Raw genomic sequence first — 16,453 nt, 5'->3', positions numbered from 1 at the left:
GCCTTATACAAGTTGTGACGTCTGCGCCTAAAGCTGGGGTGGCTTCAGGCAATCGTGAGACAAGCATGCGTGAGGCAAACATGGGGCGAAAATAAGCCGAGTGCTCGGGGGAGAAGAGATAGGTGGCACTAGTAGGTAAGCATTGGGATTCGCGCGTTTTGGCACAGCGTGCGGCGGCCTTGTTCGAAATAGTTGTTCCGCATCAGTGTGCCGGATGCGGGGGAGAGCTAGAGGCTGCAGCACATCTATGTGCGCGTTGCCAGCTGCATTTGCGGGCGCTGCCGCAACAGATTGCTAGGCCAGTCCCATTGGGGATGCCGGTATGGGCGCTCGGGCCCTATTCGGACGTGCGGCGAAACCTCATCGTGGCCATGAAGGAGCGGGGTAACCGCAAAGTGCGCAGCCATGTGGCAGCAGTTTATGCCGCAGGCATTGAGCATTTGCGGGCGCGCGGCGAGATTCCGGAGGAATTAGTGCTGGTGCCAGCCCCCACGCGGCGTTCTTCGGCGCGAGCACGCGGTGGCGACCCAGTAGCGCAGATTTGCATGCAGGTGGCCAAGACCTTGCCGCGGGTAAGCGTATGCGAGGCATTGGAAGTTCGGGAGTCAGCGGCTGATCAATCCGAGCTTTCTGCAACTCAACGCTGGGACAATATGCGCGCAGCGGTGCAGGTCAGGCCTGCTGCAAGCCGGATCGTAGGACGACGATTGCTGCTTGTCGACGACGTGGTAACCACCGGCGCAACTTTGGTGGCCAGCGCCAGCCGTCTGCGGGGCAGCGGGGGAGTCCCTGATGGGGCAATCGTACTGGCAGAAGCTTAGATTCGGTTGGTTGCAGGGGTAATTCCGGCCCTATTGGTCCCCTTGGTTATGACCAGTGCTACCATGAAGAGTGTCACAGGGAAGCAGATAAAGTGTCCCAAACCATCCGGTTTCTATTTTGGAAAGTCGCATCGGAAAGGGCCTTTCACCTGCGGAATGTGCAGTCATTCAGTCCCCACGAGATAAGGGAGGCAATTCAATGTCCCAGCCCACCAACGCTCAGGTCACCATCACCGGTCGTAACGTCGAGGTGCCAGACCACTTCCAAGAGCGCGTCACCGAAAAGCTGGCCAAGATTGAACGCCTTGACCCGACTCTGACTTTCTTCCACGTGGAGCTCCAGCACGAGCCGAACCCGCGTCGTGAAGCAGAGTCTGATCGCATCCAGATCACCGCAACGGGTAAGGGCCACATCGCTCGCGCTGAAGCAAAGGAAGATTCCTTCTACGCAGCACTGGAAACCGCTCTGGCAAAGATGGAGCGTTCCCTGCGTAAGGTCAAGGTCCGCCGTGAGAACGTGAAGTCCGGTCACCGCGCGCAGAAGGGTACCGGCGAGCTGGCTGCTGAGATCGTTGCTGCTGCAGAGCACGAGCGCGCGAAGGAAGAGCGCTACATCGATCCCTATGCAGAAACCGTCGAGGATGTTCGCCCCGGCCAGATCGTCCGCTCCAAGGAGCACCCGGCTACCCCGATGAGCGTCGATGATGCTTTGAGCGAGATGGAGCTCGTGGGCCACGACTTCTATCTCTTCATTAACGAAGAAAACAACAAGCCATCTGTGGTCTACCGTCGTCATGCTTTCGACTACGGCATCATCTCCCTGTCGGAGGACGCAACTGAGGAGTAAACCCAACTCTTTTTAAGATTTTGCCCTTCCGCCGCGTTCGCTTAAGTCCCTGATTGTCGGGGCCTATGCACCGCGGAGGAGGGGCTAAAGTTTTGCTGACGCACCGCAAACGTTCAGGGTTTCATAAGGTGGTCGGAATCAAGCGTTAACTACCCAGTGGGTACAATGACGAGAAGTTAACTATTTTGTCGCGACAAGAAGGACTATCTAGAAGTGTTTGGACTCTCCAAGCTGCTGCGCGCAGGCGAAGGACGCACCGTCAAGCGCCTAGCAAAGATGGCTGATGACGTTATTGCTCTCGATGCGGAGTACGCTGCGCTATCTGATGCAGAACTAAAGGCAAAGACCCAGGAATTCAAGGACCGCCTGGGGGCCGGCGAAGAGATGAATGACATTCTTCTCGAGGCTTTTGCCACCGTCCGTGAAGCCGCTTGGCGCGTGCTCGATCAGAAGCACTACAAGGTGCAGATCATGGGTGGCGCGGCGCTGCACTTCGGCAACGTTGCCGAGATGCGCACCGGTGAGGGCAAGACCCTGACCTCGCTGCTGCCGGCTTACCTCAATGCGCTTGAGGGCAAGGGCGTGCACATCGTTACCGTCAACGATTACTTGGCAAAGCGTGACGCCGAGATGATGGGTCGTGTGCACCGCTGGCTGGGCCTTAGCGTTGGCGTCATTCTTTCCGAGATGCGCCCTGCACAGCGCAAGGAAGCCTACGGCTGCGATATCACCTACGGCACCAACAACGAGCTGGGCTTTGACTATTTGCGCGATAACATGGTCCGCACGCTTGACGACGTCGTCCAGCGCGGCCATAACTTCTGCATCGTCGATGAGGTTGACTCCATTCTTATCGACGAAGCCCGTACCCCGCTTATCATCTCCGGCCCAGTGGACGGATCCTCCCAGTTCTACAACGTTTTCTCCCAGATTGCGCCGAAGATGCGCGAGGGTATCCACTACGAGGTAGACCACAAGAAGCGCACCATCGGCGTGCTTGAGGATGGCGTGGAATTCGTGGAAGACCAGCTGGGCATCGACAACCTCTATGCCCCAGAGCACTCGCAGCTCGTGTCTTACCTGAACAACGCGCTGAAGGCGAAGGAACTGTTTGCGCGCGATAAGGACTACATCGTGCGTAACGGTGAGGTCATGATCGTTGACTCTTTCACCGGCCGCGTGCTGGCAGGCCGTCGCTACAACGAGGGCATGCACCAGGCCATTGAGGCCAAGGAAAACGTGGAGATCAAGAACGAGAACCAGACTCTGGCGACCGTTACTCTGCAGAACTACTTCCGCCTGTACGAGAAGATTTCCGGCATGACCGGTACCGCAGAGACCGAGGCTGCCGAGCTGCATTCCATTTATGGTCTCGATGTTGTGCCGATTCCGACGAACAAGCCGAACCAGCGTGTTGACCAGGCTGACCGCATCTACAAGACGCAGGAAGCAAAGTTCGCCGCAGTCGTCGATGACATTGCTGAGCACGTCGAGGCCGGCCAGCCGGTCCTGGTTGGTACCACCTCCGTTGAGCGCTCCGAGTACCTGTCCCAGCTTTTGACCAAGCGTGGCGTCAAGCACTCCGTCCTGAACGCGAAGCACCACGAGGAAGAGGGCCAGATTGTCGCCCGCGCCGGTCGCCCTGGCACCGTAACCGTTGCTACCAACATGGCAGGCCGTGGTACCGATATCGTGCTGGGTGGCAACCCCGAGGTCATCCTGGACGAGAAACTGCGTGAGCGCGGCCTCGATCCTTTCGAGGATGAAGAGCGTTACCAGGAGGCATGGGACGCTGAGATTGACGAGGAGCGTGAGCGTTCCAAGCGCCTGGGTGACGAGGTCCGTGAAGCAGGAGGCCTTTATGTCCTGGGCACCGAGCGCCACGAATCTCGCCGTATCGACAATCAGCTGCGTGGCCGTTCCGGCCGTCAGGGCGATCCAGGTGAGACCCGCTTCTACCTTTCGATGCGTGATGAGCTGATGGTTCGCTTCGTGGGTCAGTCCATGGAGAACATGATGAACCGCCTGAACGTGCCTGACGATGTCCCGATCGAGGCGAAGATGGTGTCCAACTCCATCAAGGGCGCCCAGGCACAGGTGGAGAATCAGAACTTCGAAATGCGTAAAAACGTTCTGAAGTATGACGAAGTGCTCAACGAGCAGCGCAAGGTTGTCTACGCTACCCGCCACGACATCTTGGACTCTGGTGACATCAAGGACAACATCCGCGACATGATCGATGACACCGTGTCGGCTTATGTTGCCGGCGCTACTGCCACCGGCTACGTCGAGGACTGGGACTTGGACGAGCTGTGGAATGCTTTGGAGTCTCTCTATGGCCCGACTATGAGCCACGAGTCCTTGGTGGAGGGCACCGAGTACGGTTCTGTCGGCGAGCTAAGTGCAGAGCAGCTGCGCGATGCATTGCTAAGCGATGCTAACCACGAGTACGACGAACTCGAAGAGTCCGTTAGCGCTATCGGCGGCGAGTCCCAGATGCGCAACACCGAACGCATGGTCATCCTGCCTATCATCGACCAGAAGTGGCGTGAACACCTCTACGAGATGGACTACCTGAAGGAAGGCATCGGCTTGCGTGCGATGGCACAGCGCGATCCGCTGGTGGAGTACCAGAAGGAAGGCGGCGAGATGTTCAACGCCATGAACGAGGGCGTCAAGGAAGAGACCGTCCGCCAGCTGTTCATGCTCCGCAAGCAGTTCAAGGCGCAGCAGGAAGCCCAGGCAGCTTCCCCTGAAACCACCGAGGCTTAGCGGATATAAGCTCATTTGAAGCGTCTGGCCAAGAAATTGGTCAGGCGCTTTAAGTTTTATGCCAGTTTCCTATACTCTAGAAGGAAGCCAACAATAGATTTTCTTTTTCTAAGAAGGGTAACTCCGTGCGCAGTCGTTCACTCAGCCTGGGATTTTCGGCATTTTTGTCTGCCACGCTCCTGAGCGGAACCGCGCAAGCCTACGGCGAGGTTGAACAGGAACCGCGTTCCTGCCATGAGGCTGTTGTCGCTGCAGGCATGGAAGATTACTTTTCTGCTGCCGAAACCGAGAACCTCACGGTCGCAGAATGCGTAGAACGCATTGCAGATGGAAAACCCAGTAAGACCCCCGAAGAGCGCCCTGCCTTCGGCCAGATTGGCATGCTCTTTGGCGGCATCGCCTCTGTGATTGGCCTCGGCGTCGGCGCATGGACCTCGGTGGATTGGACCGACATCCTGCTGCGCCTGGGGTCGCTTTAATATTTGGCCCTAAGTACTTGGTGCGAGCCCTGCCCCTTGAGCCTAGATATTCAGGTTGTGGCCAAGGGAGAGCAAGCGGAACTCTTCTAGCCGATTGTGCTTGAAGGACCCGGTAAAACCATGGCGTTTGCCGCCAATATCGGCCGAGCCAAAGAACTCACCGTTAGCGCGGGCGTGCAGGCTTCGCAGCTGTGCGCGCAGCGGCCTATCGTGGGGCCGATGATTAAGCGCCCAAGCGCGCAAATGCACTTTGATATCGCGGTTGTACTTGTTGCCCGCTAGATGATGCAGTGGGCGCAGCCCGCCCGTAACCTCCAGTGCGAAGACGACAAGGTCGAGGATTTCCTTGCGGGCGGAAAGGTCTTCTTCCGTGGGCTTTCTCTCATAGCGCACTCGATCGGGCGCGGTATAGAGCTTGAGGTGGCTAAAACCAGGGATAGGTGAATACAACTTAAGTGAGCCTTCCTGCAGGTCATACAGGAGGCGAACGCACCCACCATTGTGCCACGTGGCGTCGGAAAGCGCTGGCTCCTGTGAGAATGCTGAAAGGGGTGGGCGCGATATTTTTTATTTTTAGATATACTTTCGTCCGTTAAAAGCACACCCGCTCTTTTAGTATTAAGGAAGTTTAAATGCGCGGTCTTATCGTAGATTTCGTTGGTGTCTTGGACGGCACCGAGGAAGACGTCAAGCGCTGGCGTTCCCTGTTCGCTGCAGCCAAGGCTAACGGCGTAGCGACCGCCATCCTGTCTAATGATCCAGGTGGCCCAGGCGCAGAGCATATCCGCGAGTGGGAATACCGCGGCATCGTTGATGCGGTCATCCTTTCCGGCGAAATTGGGGCAGAAAAGCCTGAGCTGGCTGCCTTCCAGGCTGCGGCGGATGCCATCGAGCTGCCGATCAATGACTGCGTCATGGTCGATGACTCTATTCTCAACGTGCGTGCTGCCGTTGATTTCGGAATGCTCGGCATGCTGTATACCGTCTTCGACCGCACCAGCGTCGAGGTCCAGGCTGTATTCGACATCGAGGGTGAGTTCTAAGTGGCTAAGGCGCGCGTTTATCTGCCGGCGACCTTCGCTATGCTCAGCGAGCTTAAGGAGACCGGCCAGTTGGCCGCACGCTCCGGCTGGGGCTTTACCGTGACCCCTGCGCTGCGCGAGTTCTACACCGAGGGGGATGAAGAAGAGATTGCCTACTCCGCATTCTTGGAGGCTTCGATGGCATCCCTTCGCCTGCTCGCCATTGGCGACGAGGAGAATTTCCCGCATCGTCGCGTAGTTATTTCGGTGGACGTTGACGAGTCTGTGTTAACTCCCCAGCCTGACATGGGTGATCCGGTAGTCAAGCTGAATCCTGCAGTCATTACGGAGGAAAACCTGCAGGCTATCCACGTGGACGTGGAAGAGTCTGAGGAAGCTACCGCGAAGGCCATCGAGGTCATCGATAACGCCGATCTTGGTGACGAAGACGCGGAGCTGGCCGTAGGAGACGCCCTGGATAACTTTATGGCGTTCTACGACCCATCTGAGCTGCCCTTCTTGGTGGAGCTGCTCTAATTTTCCCAATCGACGTTGGTGCGCAGCGCTTCGAGCAGCTTGCGCACCGCGTCACGACGGCGGGCGGAGGCTGAGCCTTCGGGAATTTTCAGATCCAGCCCGCATTCTGGATCGGCTGGGGGGCCGACGTGCGTGCAGCCGCGCGGGCAATATTCTGTTGCCGCGGCTAGATCTTCAAAGACACCGAGGACTGTATCGGCGTCGACATGCGCTAGGCCAAAGGAACGGATGCCTGGGGTATCGATAATCCAGCCGCCGTCTGCACAAAGCTCTTCTGGCAGCGGAAGAGCGACGGATTGCGTGGAGGTATGGCGTCCCTTGCCCACGGCGGAGACCTCACCGGTCTCGCGCTTAGCGTCGGGAACCAAGCGATTAACGAGCGTGGATTTACCCACGCCGGAGTGCCCGATGAGGGCTGTGACGTGGCCATTTATCACATCACGCACTTGGTCCAAGGAATCATCGACGCCTGCTTCGACTACGGTGACGTCAAGATCTGCGAATTCGGCAGCAAAAGGTGTGGGGTCGGTGAGATCGGTCTTGGTCAGACAGAGCACTGGGTGCACGTTGCCGACGAAGGCGGCGATGAGTGCGCGCTCTACAAAGCCGGAGCGTGGGGGAGGATCCGCCACTGCGGTGACGATGAGCATGCGGTCGGCGTTGGCGACGACGATGCGCTCATAAGGATCCGTATCGTCGGCAGTGCGGCGCAAAACAGAAGTGCGCTCCGCAAGCTTGACGATGCGTGCGAGGGTGTCCTTGCGCCCGCTGGTATCACCGACGACGCCGACTCGGTCACCGACCTCGACCGGGGTGCGGCCCATCTCGCGTGCACGCATGGCGACGACCTGCGGTCCCTCGTCGAGCGTCACGCCCCAGCGGCCGCGGTCTTTGGTCACCACCATGCCGAACTTGGCGTCCTTGTGCTTGGGGCGATCCTTGGTACGCGGACGCGAGCCCTTACCGGGGCGGATACGTACGTCGGATTCGTCGTATGAGCGTGTACTTCTAGCCACGGGCGGCCTCCAGCATTTCTTCCCACATTCCTGCAAAGCCAGGAAGTGTTTTCGCAGTGGTGTTGACGTCTTCTACTTCCACGCCTTTAACGCGCAGCCCGATGATGGCGCCGGCGGTTGCCATGCGGTGGTCCGCGTAGGAATGCCACTTCCCGCCGCGGAGCTGCGCCGGTTCGATATAGAGGCCGTCGGAAAGCTCCGTGACCTTGCCACCTAGGGCGTTGATTTCGGTTGCGAGCGCTGTCAGACGGTCTGTTTCGTGGCCGCGCAGGTGAGCGATGCCGTTAAGACGCGAGGGCGAGGAAGCAAGCGCACACAGGGCAGCGACGGTAGGCGTGAGCTCGCCGATATCGCCCATGTGCTTTTCGATGCCATGCAGGTTGCCGTCCGCGGCACCGATGACGGTGACGGAATCTTCTGTTTGTTCCACGTGGGCGCCCATGGCTTGCAGGATCTCGCACATCTCAGCGCCCGGCTGGGTCGTGTGCTGTGGCCACTGCGGGATGGTTACGCGGCCGCCAGCAACCGCCGCTGCGGCCATGAACGGAGTGGCGTTGGAGAGATCGGGCTCGATGTTCCATTCCCCGCCGGCGATGGGGCCGGGGCTAACGCGCCAGGTATTGTTACTTTCTTCGACTTCGACGCCGGCTTGGCGCAGCATTGCACAGGTCATCTCGATATGCGGCAGGGAAGGAAGCGGGCCGCCTTCGTGAGTGACGGTGATGCCTTCCCCAAAGCGCGCGCCCGAAAGCAAGAGTCCGGAGACGAACTGGGAGGAACCGGAGGCGTCGATAGTCACTGCGCCGCCTACTGGAACTGACGTGGACGAGATGGCAAAGGGCAGGCCCTCGCCCTCGACCTCAACGCCGAGGCTGCGCAGTGCGGAAAGCATCGTGCCCATTGGGCGCTTGCGTGCTTGCGGGTCACCGTCGATGCGGACAGGGCCATTGGCTAGTGCTGCGACGGGTGGGACAAAGCGCATGACCGTTCCTGCGAGACCGCACTCGACGGTGGCGCCGTGCAGCGGGCCCGGATTGACGTGGACGTCGTTGCCTTCGTGGCGGAAGGCAACGCCCATGGACTCAAGCGCTGCCTCCATAAGACGCGTATCGCGTGACTGCAACGGATTGCGCAGGATAGATGGAGAGTCAGCCAACGCTGCCAGAATATAGGCGCGGTTAGTGATCGACTTCGACCCTGGAATGGGTTGTTCCCAATCCAGTGGGCCGGTGGCACGCGGGGCTGACCAATACAAAGACATGTAGTCCATAATATAAGTTCATGTGCGGAAGATTTGTTTTGTTCAGCGAGTCTTTACTCGCCGCGGTTGGCGACTGGCCAGGTATTGAGGAGGTCCACGCCCCACAAGGGCTGCCGCCGGCGCGTTATAACATCGCCCCGACACAGCCGATTGCCGTGGTGCGTGTACAGGAATCCGTAGCACGTGTGGAGCCAGCACGCTGGGGTCTTATCCCACATTGGAAGAAGGACCTAAACGGTCCGCCGCTTTTTAACGCGTGTGCCGAAACCGTGGCGACTAAGCCTTCGTTCCGCGAGGCTTTCGCACGCAATCGCTGCATCATTCCGTTGGATGGCTACTACGAATGGAAAGCTGACGTTTCAAGCCCAGGCGGTGGAACCAAGGCCAAGGGCAAGGGCAAGAAGACGCCCTATTACGTCACCGGCCCAGAGGGCATGCTCTTTGCTGCCGGGCTGTGGTCCTCGGGCCAAGACAGGCTTTCAGCCACGATGATTACCACCGAAGCCACCGAAGAAATGGCGTGGCTGCACGGCCGCCTGCCTAAGTTCCTGCGGCAGGAGGAAATCGGGCCATGGCTGGCAGGCGAGCCTTTGCTCGAGCCAAGCACCGTCACCGGTTTTCAAGCGCGGCCCGCGGATCCAGCCGTGGGCAACGTGCATAACGATTATGCCGAGCTTATTGCAGAACAACCCCCGGAAGGGCTGTTCTAGAACGATTGCTGCGCCAACTACTGCGCTACCAGGTCGGTGAAAGTGATATCGAGAACCTTGGCTAAGTCCTCCGCATTCATTTCGATGTCGAGGCCACGGCGCCCGCCGGAGAAAAAGATGGTGTCGAAGAGGACAGCCGTTTCATCAATTGCGGTGGGAAGAACGTGCTTTTGGCCTAGCGGAGAGATTCCGCCTGGAATATAGCCGGAGGATTTCGAGGCATCTTGAGGATCAGCCATCGTCGCCTTCGCCGCACCGAATGCCGCGGCCGCCTTCTTTAGGCTGAGCTTGTGTGAGACTGGCAACACGCAAACCGCTAATTCCCGCTTGGCGCCTTTGCCCGCGGTGAGATCGACCACCAGAGTCTTGAATACGCGATCAGCATCGATGCCTAGTTCCGCTGCGGCAGTGTCACCGAAATGATCCGTACCGCCCTCGAAGATTGCCACCTTATGTGGGATTCCCGCTTCTTCCAAGAGCTTTAAAGCTGGGGTAGCGGCATGCGGAGTTTTCTTGGACTTGGACATAAGCCGCATTTTAGTAGCCGCGTCATGCCAACCCATTAGGATGGGATACGTGGCTACAAAAACTACTAGCGCTAAGGACAGTCAGCGCCTCTTTGAGGAGCAAGCACTGCCTTTACTCGACCAACTCTACGGTGGAGCCATGCGTCTTACGCGCAACCCGCAGGACGCCGAAGACCTGATTCAAGAGACCTATCTGAAGGCTTATAAGAATTTTGGCTCCTTCAAGCAAGGCACCAACCTCAAAGCTTGGCTCTACCGAATCATGACCAATACCTACATCAACTCCTATCGCAAGGCGAAGCGCCGCCCGGCGGAATCTTCAGCAGATGATTTGAGCGATTTTCAGCTCTATACAACTGCCGGCCATGATTCGACAGGCCTGGAATCAGCCGAAGTCGAAGCATTGAAGTTGATGCCGGATTCCGCGATCTCCGAGGCTATGAATGATTTGCCGGAGGATTATCGCATGGTTGTCTATTACGCCGACGTCGTAGGCCTGGCGTACAAGGAAATCGCAGAAATTATGGACACTCCACTTGGCACGGTCATGAGCCGGCTACATCGTGGAAGAAAACTCCTTCGTGGCGCGTTGAAAGACGTGGCTAGAGAAGAAGGCATCGGTCTCAACCACCCAGACATGGAGGAGAAGCAATGAGCAACGCTACAGGAAACAATTGCGGCGCATGTAATTCTCCTGAGGTCCAGGCACTGTTTTGCGAGCTATTGGATGAGCGCACAAGCTATGCGCGTGCGCTAGAAATCCGTGAACATATTGCCCAGTGCGACGAATGCCAAGCACGGCTTGAAAGCGAAGAAGTGGTTCGTGCGCTCGTTCGCAAGTGTTGTTCTGGCACCAAAGCGCCACAGTCGCTGCGTCAGCGCATCACCATCGAAATAACTCGTACCGAGGTTCGCTGGAACTAAAATTCAAAGGTAGATAGTCCAAAGGTAGATTCAGCAGCCTATTTTAGATACAGCAAAAGGCTCGCCTTCCTTCAACGAAGGGAGAGCGAGCCTTTGTCGTGCTGCTTATTTACGCGCTAGGACGCTTGCCGTGATTTGCACTCTTCTTACGGCGATCCTTGCGCTTACGACCACGCTTAGACATGGGCGGCCTCCTTGCTAATAGGTGAGCGGATAAATTACTTACCCACTGACTTTAGTGGCTGGATCAGCCGGTGGGGAAATCGGGTTAGGTTAGCGGAGAATTAGGGAAGTGAATTTTAAACGGTAACGCGTGCGCGGCCGCGGCCGCGGTTGCGGCGGCGCTTGAGAGCGCGGCGCTCTTCCTCAGACATACCGCCCCAGACTCCGGCATCCTGGCCGGACTCCAGTGCCCACTTCAGGCAAGCGGAGGAAACTGGGCAGCGGTTGCAAACTAGCTTGGCCTTTGCGATCTGGGTAAGTGCAGGGCCGGAGTTGCCTACTGGGAAGAACAGCTCTGGGTCTTCGTCGCGGCAAACAGCTTCGTGGCGCCAATCCATGATTGAAATCTCCTAACAGAATTTAGACAGCATGACAGGTCTCTGCGGTCCACAAATGCGGACTACAGCAATTAACAGGGGTGGGAGCGAACCGGTCTGCGCTCAGTGGGGCCCTGTCTCGAGTTAGGGCCAGCGTCGGCGCCGCCATGATTCACTTTGTGTTCACTTGGATGTTTTTCCAAGTTTTGGGCTGCTTAAACAGTCCGTTGTTTTTGCTACTTGAGAATCATGACATGTTTACCTCCATCCCGCTAGGGTTAAGAGGTAAATTGTGGCAAAGATCACTGACTTTCATGCAAGTGAACGGCGAAAAATGGCGCCCTTCTTCCTGCAAGAAAGCTGGCAATAATTAGTTTACCTGCCACTTTGGGTTATTTTAGGTGAGTGTGGTGACTTGGATCCCGTCAAATCTACTTCTGGACAGATGCCCCCGATGCGCATCCGCGTCGATAGTTAAGGACGCGTTCCTAGCAGTACTTGTTCCCACGCGTTATCAAATCCGCGCGTCGTAACGGCATGACAATGCGTCTCATGCTTTAAACAGGTGAGTAGACTGTGGCGCGTGACTGAGAAGAATTCGAAGAAGAACACTGCCAAAAAGTTTGAAAAAAGCGCCGCGGCGAATTCGGGCGCGCCGCGCTCGGTGCTGATTGCTGCGGGCATTGCCATCGTGCAGTCCGTGGCTGTTATTGCCTTCGGCCTCTTCCTCATTATCCGTGAATTGAAGGGTGCTGAGAACGCTTCGATGGTCTCTGAGGCAGGCGCTTCCAACTTCGTTGGTTTCGGCACCGCTGTCTTCATCTTCATCGTGTTCGGCTTTGTGATTATCGGTGCCCTAGCCTTTGTAAAGGGTAAGCGCTGGGGCAGGGGAGCAGTGGTCCTCGTCGAGATCATCCTTGCCGCGAGCTCTTTCCAGATGTTTAGCGGCGGCGCTGCGGTGCTGGGTGTTATCACTCTTGCCAGCGCTCTTGCCGCGCTGTATTTCGTGATGGTCGTGCCGGACTCCGCGAAGTGGGCCGAGGCCAACTTTCGTGGCTAGCTAGGGCCGCTGGCAGCGGCGATTGTGCGGGCAGCGCTTTAAAGCGCGCTAAGGCCCACTGCGGTGTCGCCGCGTTGTTCCACGATGGCGGTTCCAGACTGCGTGAGGAAGACGGGGCCCTCGTAGTCGCCGCGGTCGACGGGGATGTTGCGTTCGGTTTCACCGGTGCTCCAGTTGACCACTGCGATTCCCTCATCGGTTGGCATAAGCAGGCGATCTCCTACTGCCATGCCGGTTCCGATTGCGTCCTCAAAGACGTGGTCCACCTTGAGCGTAGTCGGAGTAAACAAATAGAGGCGCTGGCCATCAAACCAAGACATGTGGTGTGGAAGATCCGCTGTAGCCGGTGCGAAAGGCGTCGAAGAGTTATTAACCTCCGGGGAAGGCGCAACCGGTTGTGAGGCGGTCTTTTCGCCGGTCTCAGAGTAAGAATCGATGCGCGGGGTCTCGCCGGGCTGATAGACCGCCGCGGCCTTTTGGCCCACTGCAATTAGCCTCGAGCCTTGATTATCCATGGTGGCATCGGCGGAAATCTCCGGCTTACGCGAATCCTCCGGGGTGGCGCCCATCAGGCGCAGCGACGTAACGTTTGGATTCTCTGGGCAGGACTCAGTAACGGCGAGGTTTTCAGTGCGCGTTAGAGCCGAGGTGATGGAACACTCCTCGTGTTCCTGCATATCCGGCTCTTGCTTGGCCTTAACATCGCCGTATTCGATGGTGCGCACCATGTCCGAGCGCCAAATGTCTACGCGTTCAGTAGAAACGGTGCCAACTCGGTCATTGGAGGCAATGGCCACGACATCTTCGGAATTGATAGCGCTGCGCGTATCCGAGTACTGTCCCGTCGCCGCATCAATGGCCACGGTATCGCCACAGCCCACGCCGGTGCGGTAGGTGGCAACTACCTTGCCCCAAGCAGTGCCCAGGGAACACAAGTCTAAACCCGCACGCGTGTAGTGCCATACCGGATTGCCATTCGGGTCAGAGGCGGTAATTGTTTCGCCCTCGTGCGTGATGGTCAGCCCCTTTGCAGAAAGCGCGCGGTATTGGCCCGGCACAGGCGTATTGGGCAAGCGGAAGGATTCGGCAAGCTTGACCGGGGGTTCGGCGAGCACCTCGACGTCGTCAGGCATGGCATGGCTTGCCGGAACCAGCTCAGAGTCGCGGATATCGGCGCTAAAGTAGGCTCCTCCTACAGCGATCGCACACACCGCAGCGATGGCGCCGGTCAACTTCCAGTCAGTCGCGCTCGCGCGAAGGATTGGGGTCTTGCTCATCGACGGCGGCTCCTGGAACGGCGGGTACGGGTGGAATTGCGTGGCGAAGGCTTTTTGCACAGACGGGTTGTGCCGATTACCTTAGTCGCGGGGCCGACGGACTCGGCAATGCCCTCTTCAAAACCGAGGGCCTCGGCAAGCTCGGGGGAGGTGCTAAACCACTGCGGCGGTTCTGCTTCGTTGAGGTCGAGTTCGTCGTTGATAAGGCGCCATTTACCCAGCTCGTCGTAGCCCACCAAGGTGATTGCGGTGCCGGTATGGCCTGCGCGGCCCGTGCGGCCAATGCGGTGGACAAAGGTCATTGGGTCATCTGGAACCTGATAGTTGATGACGTGGGTGACATCGTCGACGTCGATACCGCGTGCGGCAACGTCGGTGGCGACGAGGACTTCCACCTTGCCCTCGCGGAATGCGTTGAGGGACTTTTCACGCGCTTTTTGGCCCAAGTCACCGTGCACTGCGCCGACTCGGAACCCGCGCTGGGCCAGTTCGTCTGCAACTTCCGCTGCAGAGCGCTTGGTACGGGCGAAGATGATGGTCTTGCCGCGGCCTTCCGCCTGCAGCGCGCGGGAGACAATCGCCAACTTGTCCATGCGGTGAGCCTGGAAGGTCACCTTGCGGGTAGAAGCATGGGTTTGGTTCTCGTCGCCGGATTCGGCGCGGATATGGATAGGCCGCGACATGAAAGTACGTGCCAAGGTCAAAATGGGGCCAGGCATGGTGGCAGAAAACAGCATGGTTTGGTGCGCATTGCCGTGGAGAGCTTCCAGAATCTTTTCAATATCTGGCAAGAATCCCAGATCAAGCATCTCGTCGGCCTCGTCGAGCACGAGGATTGCCACGTGCTCGAGGCTCAAGTGGCCTTGCTGAACCAGATCCAAAAGGCGGCCCGGGGTACCTACGACAACATCGACGCCCTTGTTGAGCATCTTGATCTGCTCTTCATAAGGGCGCCCGCCGTACAAAGTGGCAAGGCGGACTGGGAGATTGCGAGCAGCAGCCGAAAGATCTTCGCCGACTTGGACCGCAAGCTCGCGAGTAGGAACCACGATGAGGGCGCGAGGGGTGCCGTCTAGTTCTTTAATATCGGCGTCGTCAAACACGCGATCTAGAACTGGAATGCCGAAGCCGAGCGTCTTTCCCATGCCAGTGCGGGCTTGGCCGATGAGGTCTTGTCCGCCGAGCGCGATCGGAAGAGTCAGTTCCTGAATGGCGAACGTGCGCTCAATTCCGCGGCTGGCCAGGGCATCTACGATCTCTGCTGCGACGCCGAGGGACGCAAAGGTAGGTGATTGCGAGGGCTCAGACTGTTGAAATGACACAACTTGATAGTAGCCGGTACGGCTATAGTGGGGCCATTGAGACTTTAAATTAAACTTTTAAGGAGGAGACCTTTTCATGGATATCAAGATTGGTTTCGCAGACACCGCCCGTGAGCTTGTCATTCACGCAGAGGGCACCCAGGAAGAGCTGGTAGCCAAGGTCAATTCCGCATTGGCAGATAACGCTACCTTGGAGCTGGAAGATACCAAGGGCCGCAAGTACATCGTCCGCACTGACCGTGTGGTCTATGCAGAAATCGGCGTCGCTAAGACCCATGCCGTCGGTTTTGCAGGCGCTTAAGCCCATGAGGTTTGCGCCCTAGCAGAGGAATTGCCCTCAAAAAGGGCGCAACGGGTAATCTATTTCCTCATGAAAAGCCCTGTGGATAGTTCGCAACGCGCCCCACGTCACCCGCACCGCAAGCCTGGCCAAGATCCGTGGATCGTCAGGTTTGCACAGGCTTATGGTTGGTGGCGCGTTGTTGCGATCCCAGTGATGGTGGTGCTGACCGTGTGGGTGCTTGTCGACGTCGCACGTCCCGTGCAAGAAGAACAAGAAGAAAAGGCCACCGTAGCTTCTGGCAGAGAAGCGGCGGCTACCACCGAAGAAGACCGAGTAGGCCCCGATCCCGCCAAGGCCAGCCGCATTGCTGTGGCGAAGGACGGGCTACCCGCCGGCGGTGATTTCTCGGAAAAGGGCGACGATACTTACCGCGATGCGGGTACTGCCGGCGCGCATGCGGGTAAGGGCGGCAAGAAGAAGGTTCGTTACTCGGTAGAGATTGAAAACGGCGTCGACACGACCCCGTACGGAGGCGACTCCGCCTTTGCTGCCATGGTCGATGCAACGCTGGGGGATCCACGCGGTTGGACGGCTACCGGTGACTTCGAATTCGCCCACGTAAAGGCCGATGAAAATCCGGATACGCGTATTCGCTTGACCTCCCTGGAAACCACCGCTGAGCTCTGCGGCGCGCAGCTGGAAACGGAGACTTCCTGCCACACCGGAATCACTGGTGAGTCCACGGTCAATCTCAACGAGTCCCGCTGGGTGCGCGGGGCGCTGCCATTCGAAGGTGACTTGGGCAATTACCGCCAGTACCTCATCAACCACGAGTTTGGCCATGCCATTGGCTATGCCTCCCACCAGGCGTGTGGCGGCAAGGGGAAGCTTGCGCCGGTCATGATGCAGCAGACGCTTAGCTTGAACAACGCTGAGCTCTATGAAAAAGACTCCAAAGAAGTCTATCCCAACGAGGATGTAACCTGCGAGCCGAATCCATGGCCGTATCCAAACCCGCGGGTTAAAGATCCGCATAAGCCGGAATAGGAGAACTAA

Annotated in this window: 20 protein-coding genes; 12 read left to right on the top strand and 8 right to left on the bottom strand. The window is 57.9% G+C overall.

Annotated features, from left to right (window positions below; genetic code table 11):
- Positions 1-122 precede the first annotated feature (122 nt).
- From HMPREF3169_RS01540 to HMPREF3169_RS01525, 4 genes are all read left to right on the top strand, one after another.
- Positions 123-821 (top strand): ComF family protein, encoded by a 699-nt coding sequence (locus HMPREF3169_RS01540; RefSeq protein ID WP_246815578.1) that lies wholly within the window; start codon positions 123-125, stop codon positions 819-821.
- A 199-nt stretch (positions 822-1,020) separates the two neighbouring features.
- Positions 1,021-1,668: a ribosome hibernation-promoting factor, HPF/YfiA family gene (gene hpf, locus HMPREF3169_RS01535; RefSeq protein WP_062035670.1), complete on the top strand. Its 648-nt coding sequence runs from the start codon at positions 1,021-1,023 to the stop codon at positions 1,666-1,668.
- 213 nt (positions 1,669-1,881) lie between these two features.
- Positions 1,882-4,440 carry a preprotein translocase subunit SecA gene (gene secA / locus HMPREF3169_RS01530; protein WP_070432424.1) on the top strand — a complete coding sequence of 853 codons (2,559 nt, stop codon included), beginning with the start codon at positions 1,882-1,884 and terminating at the stop codon, positions 4,438-4,440.
- 125 nt (positions 4,441-4,565) lie between these two features.
- Complete coding sequence (locus HMPREF3169_RS01525; RefSeq protein ID WP_070432425.1) at positions 4,566-4,919, top strand: hypothetical protein; 354 nt, start codon at positions 4,566-4,568, stop codon at positions 4,917-4,919.
- 42 nt (positions 4,920-4,961) lie between these two features.
- Here the strand turns inward: HMPREF3169_RS01525 and HMPREF3169_RS01520 are convergent, their stop codons facing one another.
- Complete coding sequence (locus tag HMPREF3169_RS01520) at positions 4,962-5,369, bottom strand: hypothetical protein (RefSeq protein WP_070455495.1); 408 nt, start codon at positions 5,367-5,369, stop codon at positions 4,962-4,964.
- A 182-nt stretch (positions 5,370-5,551) separates the two neighbouring features.
- Here HMPREF3169_RS01520 and HMPREF3169_RS01515 point away from each other — a divergent pair, with 182 nt between their 5' ends.
- Complete coding sequence (locus HMPREF3169_RS01515) at positions 5,552-5,962, top strand: HAD-IA family hydrolase (protein WP_061921014.1); 411 nt, start codon at positions 5,552-5,554, stop codon at positions 5,960-5,962.
- Entirely contained in the window at positions 5,963-6,478 is a 516-nt protein-coding gene (locus HMPREF3169_RS01510; RefSeq protein ID WP_070432427.1) for a DUF6912 family protein, read from the top strand.
- On the opposite strand, the gene rsgA is transcribed toward HMPREF3169_RS01510, so the two are convergent.
- Together rsgA and aroA are read right to left on the bottom strand one after the other, a co-directional pair.
- A complete protein-coding gene (rsgA, locus tag HMPREF3169_RS01505; protein WP_061921017.1) occupies positions 6,475-7,494 on the bottom strand; it encodes a ribosome small subunit-dependent GTPase A in 1,020 nt (339 codons plus the stop codon). The genes HMPREF3169_RS01510 and rsgA overlap by 4 nt on opposite strands.
- Positions 7,487-8,755, bottom strand: coding sequence for a 3-phosphoshikimate 1-carboxyvinyltransferase (gene aroA / locus HMPREF3169_RS01500; protein WP_235591008.1), 1,269 nt, complete (start codon positions 8,753-8,755; stop codon positions 7,487-7,489). Before aroA ends, rsgA begins: the two co-directional genes overlap by 8 nt.
- 20 nt (positions 8,756-8,775) lie before the next feature.
- Here aroA and HMPREF3169_RS01495 point away from each other — a divergent pair, with 20 nt between their 5' ends.
- Positions 8,776-9,465: an SOS response-associated peptidase gene (locus tag HMPREF3169_RS01495; protein WP_061921021.1), complete on the top strand. Its 690-nt coding sequence runs from the start codon at positions 8,776-8,778 to the stop codon at positions 9,463-9,465.
- 17 nt (positions 9,466-9,482) lie between these two features.
- Here HMPREF3169_RS01495 and ybaK read toward each other — a convergent pair whose 3' ends face one another.
- Positions 9,483-10,001, bottom strand: a complete 519-nt coding sequence (ybaK, locus tag HMPREF3169_RS01490) for a Cys-tRNA(Pro) deacylase (protein WP_082787625.1) — start codon at positions 9,999-10,001, stop codon at positions 9,483-9,485.
- Between the two features lie 31 nt (positions 10,002-10,032).
- On the opposite strand from ybaK, the gene HMPREF3169_RS01485 reads away from it, so the two are divergent.
- Entirely contained in the window at positions 10,033-10,647 is a 615-nt protein-coding gene (locus HMPREF3169_RS01485; protein ID WP_062035664.1) for a sigma-70 family RNA polymerase sigma factor, read from the top strand.
- Positions 10,644-10,916, top strand: coding sequence for a mycothiol system anti-sigma-R factor (gene rsrA, locus HMPREF3169_RS01480; RefSeq protein WP_062035663.1), 273 nt, complete (start codon positions 10,644-10,646; stop codon positions 10,914-10,916). The genes HMPREF3169_RS01485 and rsrA overlap by 4 nt, the downstream gene beginning before the upstream one ends.
- A gap of 109 nt (positions 10,917-11,025) precedes the next feature.
- On the opposite strand, the gene HMPREF3169_RS13555 is transcribed toward rsrA, so the two are convergent.
- Together HMPREF3169_RS13555 and HMPREF3169_RS01475 are read right to left on the bottom strand one after the other, a co-directional pair.
- Positions 11,026-11,100, bottom strand: coding sequence for a 50S ribosomal protein bL37 (locus HMPREF3169_RS13555; protein ID WP_096030696.1), 75 nt, complete (start codon positions 11,098-11,100; stop codon positions 11,026-11,028).
- A gap of 115 nt (positions 11,101-11,215) precedes the next feature.
- Positions 11,216-11,476 carry a WhiB family transcriptional regulator gene (locus tag HMPREF3169_RS01475; protein WP_061921027.1) on the bottom strand — a complete coding sequence of 87 codons (261 nt, stop codon included), beginning with the start codon at positions 11,474-11,476 and terminating at the stop codon, positions 11,216-11,218.
- 562 nt (positions 11,477-12,038) lie between these two features.
- On the opposite strand from HMPREF3169_RS01475, the gene HMPREF3169_RS01470 reads away from it, so the two are divergent.
- Complete coding sequence (locus HMPREF3169_RS01470; protein WP_062035662.1) at positions 12,039-12,515, top strand: hypothetical protein; 477 nt, start codon at positions 12,039-12,041, stop codon at positions 12,513-12,515.
- Positions 12,516-12,553: 38 nt separating this feature from the next.
- Here the strand turns inward: HMPREF3169_RS01470 and HMPREF3169_RS01465 are convergent, their stop codons facing one another.
- Positions 12,554-13,792: an Rv3212 family protein gene (locus HMPREF3169_RS01465; protein WP_062035661.1), complete on the bottom strand. Its 1,239-nt coding sequence runs from the start codon at positions 13,790-13,792 to the stop codon at positions 12,554-12,556.
- Positions 13,789-15,114 carry a DEAD/DEAH box helicase gene (locus HMPREF3169_RS01460; RefSeq protein WP_070455493.1) on the bottom strand — a complete coding sequence of 442 codons (1,326 nt, stop codon included), beginning with the start codon at positions 15,112-15,114 and terminating at the stop codon, positions 13,789-13,791. The genes HMPREF3169_RS01465 and HMPREF3169_RS01460 overlap by 4 nt, the downstream gene beginning before the upstream one ends.
- Positions 15,115-15,190: 76 nt before the next feature.
- Between HMPREF3169_RS01460 and HMPREF3169_RS01455 the strand changes: the two genes are divergently transcribed.
- Positions 15,191-15,415, top strand: a complete 225-nt coding sequence (locus HMPREF3169_RS01455) for a DUF3107 domain-containing protein (RefSeq protein WP_061921035.1) — start codon at positions 15,191-15,193, stop codon at positions 15,413-15,415.
- Between the two features lie 69 nt (positions 15,416-15,484).
- Complete coding sequence (locus HMPREF3169_RS01450) at positions 15,485-16,444, top strand: DUF3152 domain-containing protein (protein ID WP_083286040.1); 960 nt, start codon at positions 15,485-15,487, stop codon at positions 16,442-16,444.
- Positions 16,445-16,453: the final 9 nt, after the last annotated feature.

Source organism: Corynebacterium sp. HMSC08C04, from assembly GCF_001807495.1.
In the GTDB taxonomy this organism is placed as follows: Bacteria; Actinomycetota; Actinomycetes; order Mycobacteriales; family Mycobacteriaceae; genus Corynebacterium; species Corynebacterium simulans.
The sequence above is the reverse complement of the archived record's forward strand: the minus strand, read 5'-3'. Positions and strand labels throughout refer to the sequence as shown.

Excerpts from the sequence above, each read along its gene's own strand:
- HMPREF3169_RS01465 (WP_062035661.1), bottom strand. The coding sequence starts at position 13,792 with ATGAGCAAGACCCCAATCCTTCGCGCGAGCGCGACTGACTGGAAGTTG.
- HMPREF3169_RS01455 (WP_061921035.1), top strand. The coding sequence starts at position 15,191 with ATGGATATCAAGATTGGTTTCGCAGACACCGCCCGTGAGCTTGTCATT.
- ybaK (WP_082787625.1), bottom strand. The coding sequence starts at position 10,001 with ATGCGGCTTATGTCCAAGTCCAAGAAAACTCCGCATGCCGCTACCCCA.
- hpf (WP_062035670.1), top strand. The coding sequence starts at position 1,021 with ATGTCCCAGCCCACCAACGCTCAGGTCACCATCACCGGTCGTAACGTC.
- rsrA (WP_062035663.1), top strand. The coding sequence starts at position 10,644 with ATGAGCAACGCTACAGGAAACAATTGCGGCGCATGTAATTCTCCTGAG.
- HMPREF3169_RS01485 (WP_062035664.1), top strand. The coding sequence starts at position 10,033 with ATGGGATACGTGGCTACAAAAACTACTAGCGCTAAGGACAGTCAGCGC.
- HMPREF3169_RS01475 (WP_061921027.1), bottom strand. The coding sequence starts at position 11,476 with ATGGATTGGCGCCACGAAGCTGTTTGCCGCGACGAAGACCCAGAGCTG.
- HMPREF3169_RS01515 (WP_061921014.1), top strand. The coding sequence starts at position 5,552 with ATGCGCGGTCTTATCGTAGATTTCGTTGGTGTCTTGGACGGCACCGAG.
- aroA (WP_235591008.1), bottom strand. The coding sequence starts at position 8,755 with ATGTCTTTGTATTGGTCAGCCCCGCGTGCCACCGGCCCACTGGATTGG.
- HMPREF3169_RS01495 (WP_061921021.1), top strand. The coding sequence starts at position 8,776 with ATGTGCGGAAGATTTGTTTTGTTCAGCGAGTCTTTACTCGCCGCGGTT.
- HMPREF3169_RS01450 (WP_083286040.1), top strand. The coding sequence starts at position 15,485 with ATGAAAAGCCCTGTGGATAGTTCGCAACGCGCCCCACGTCACCCGCAC.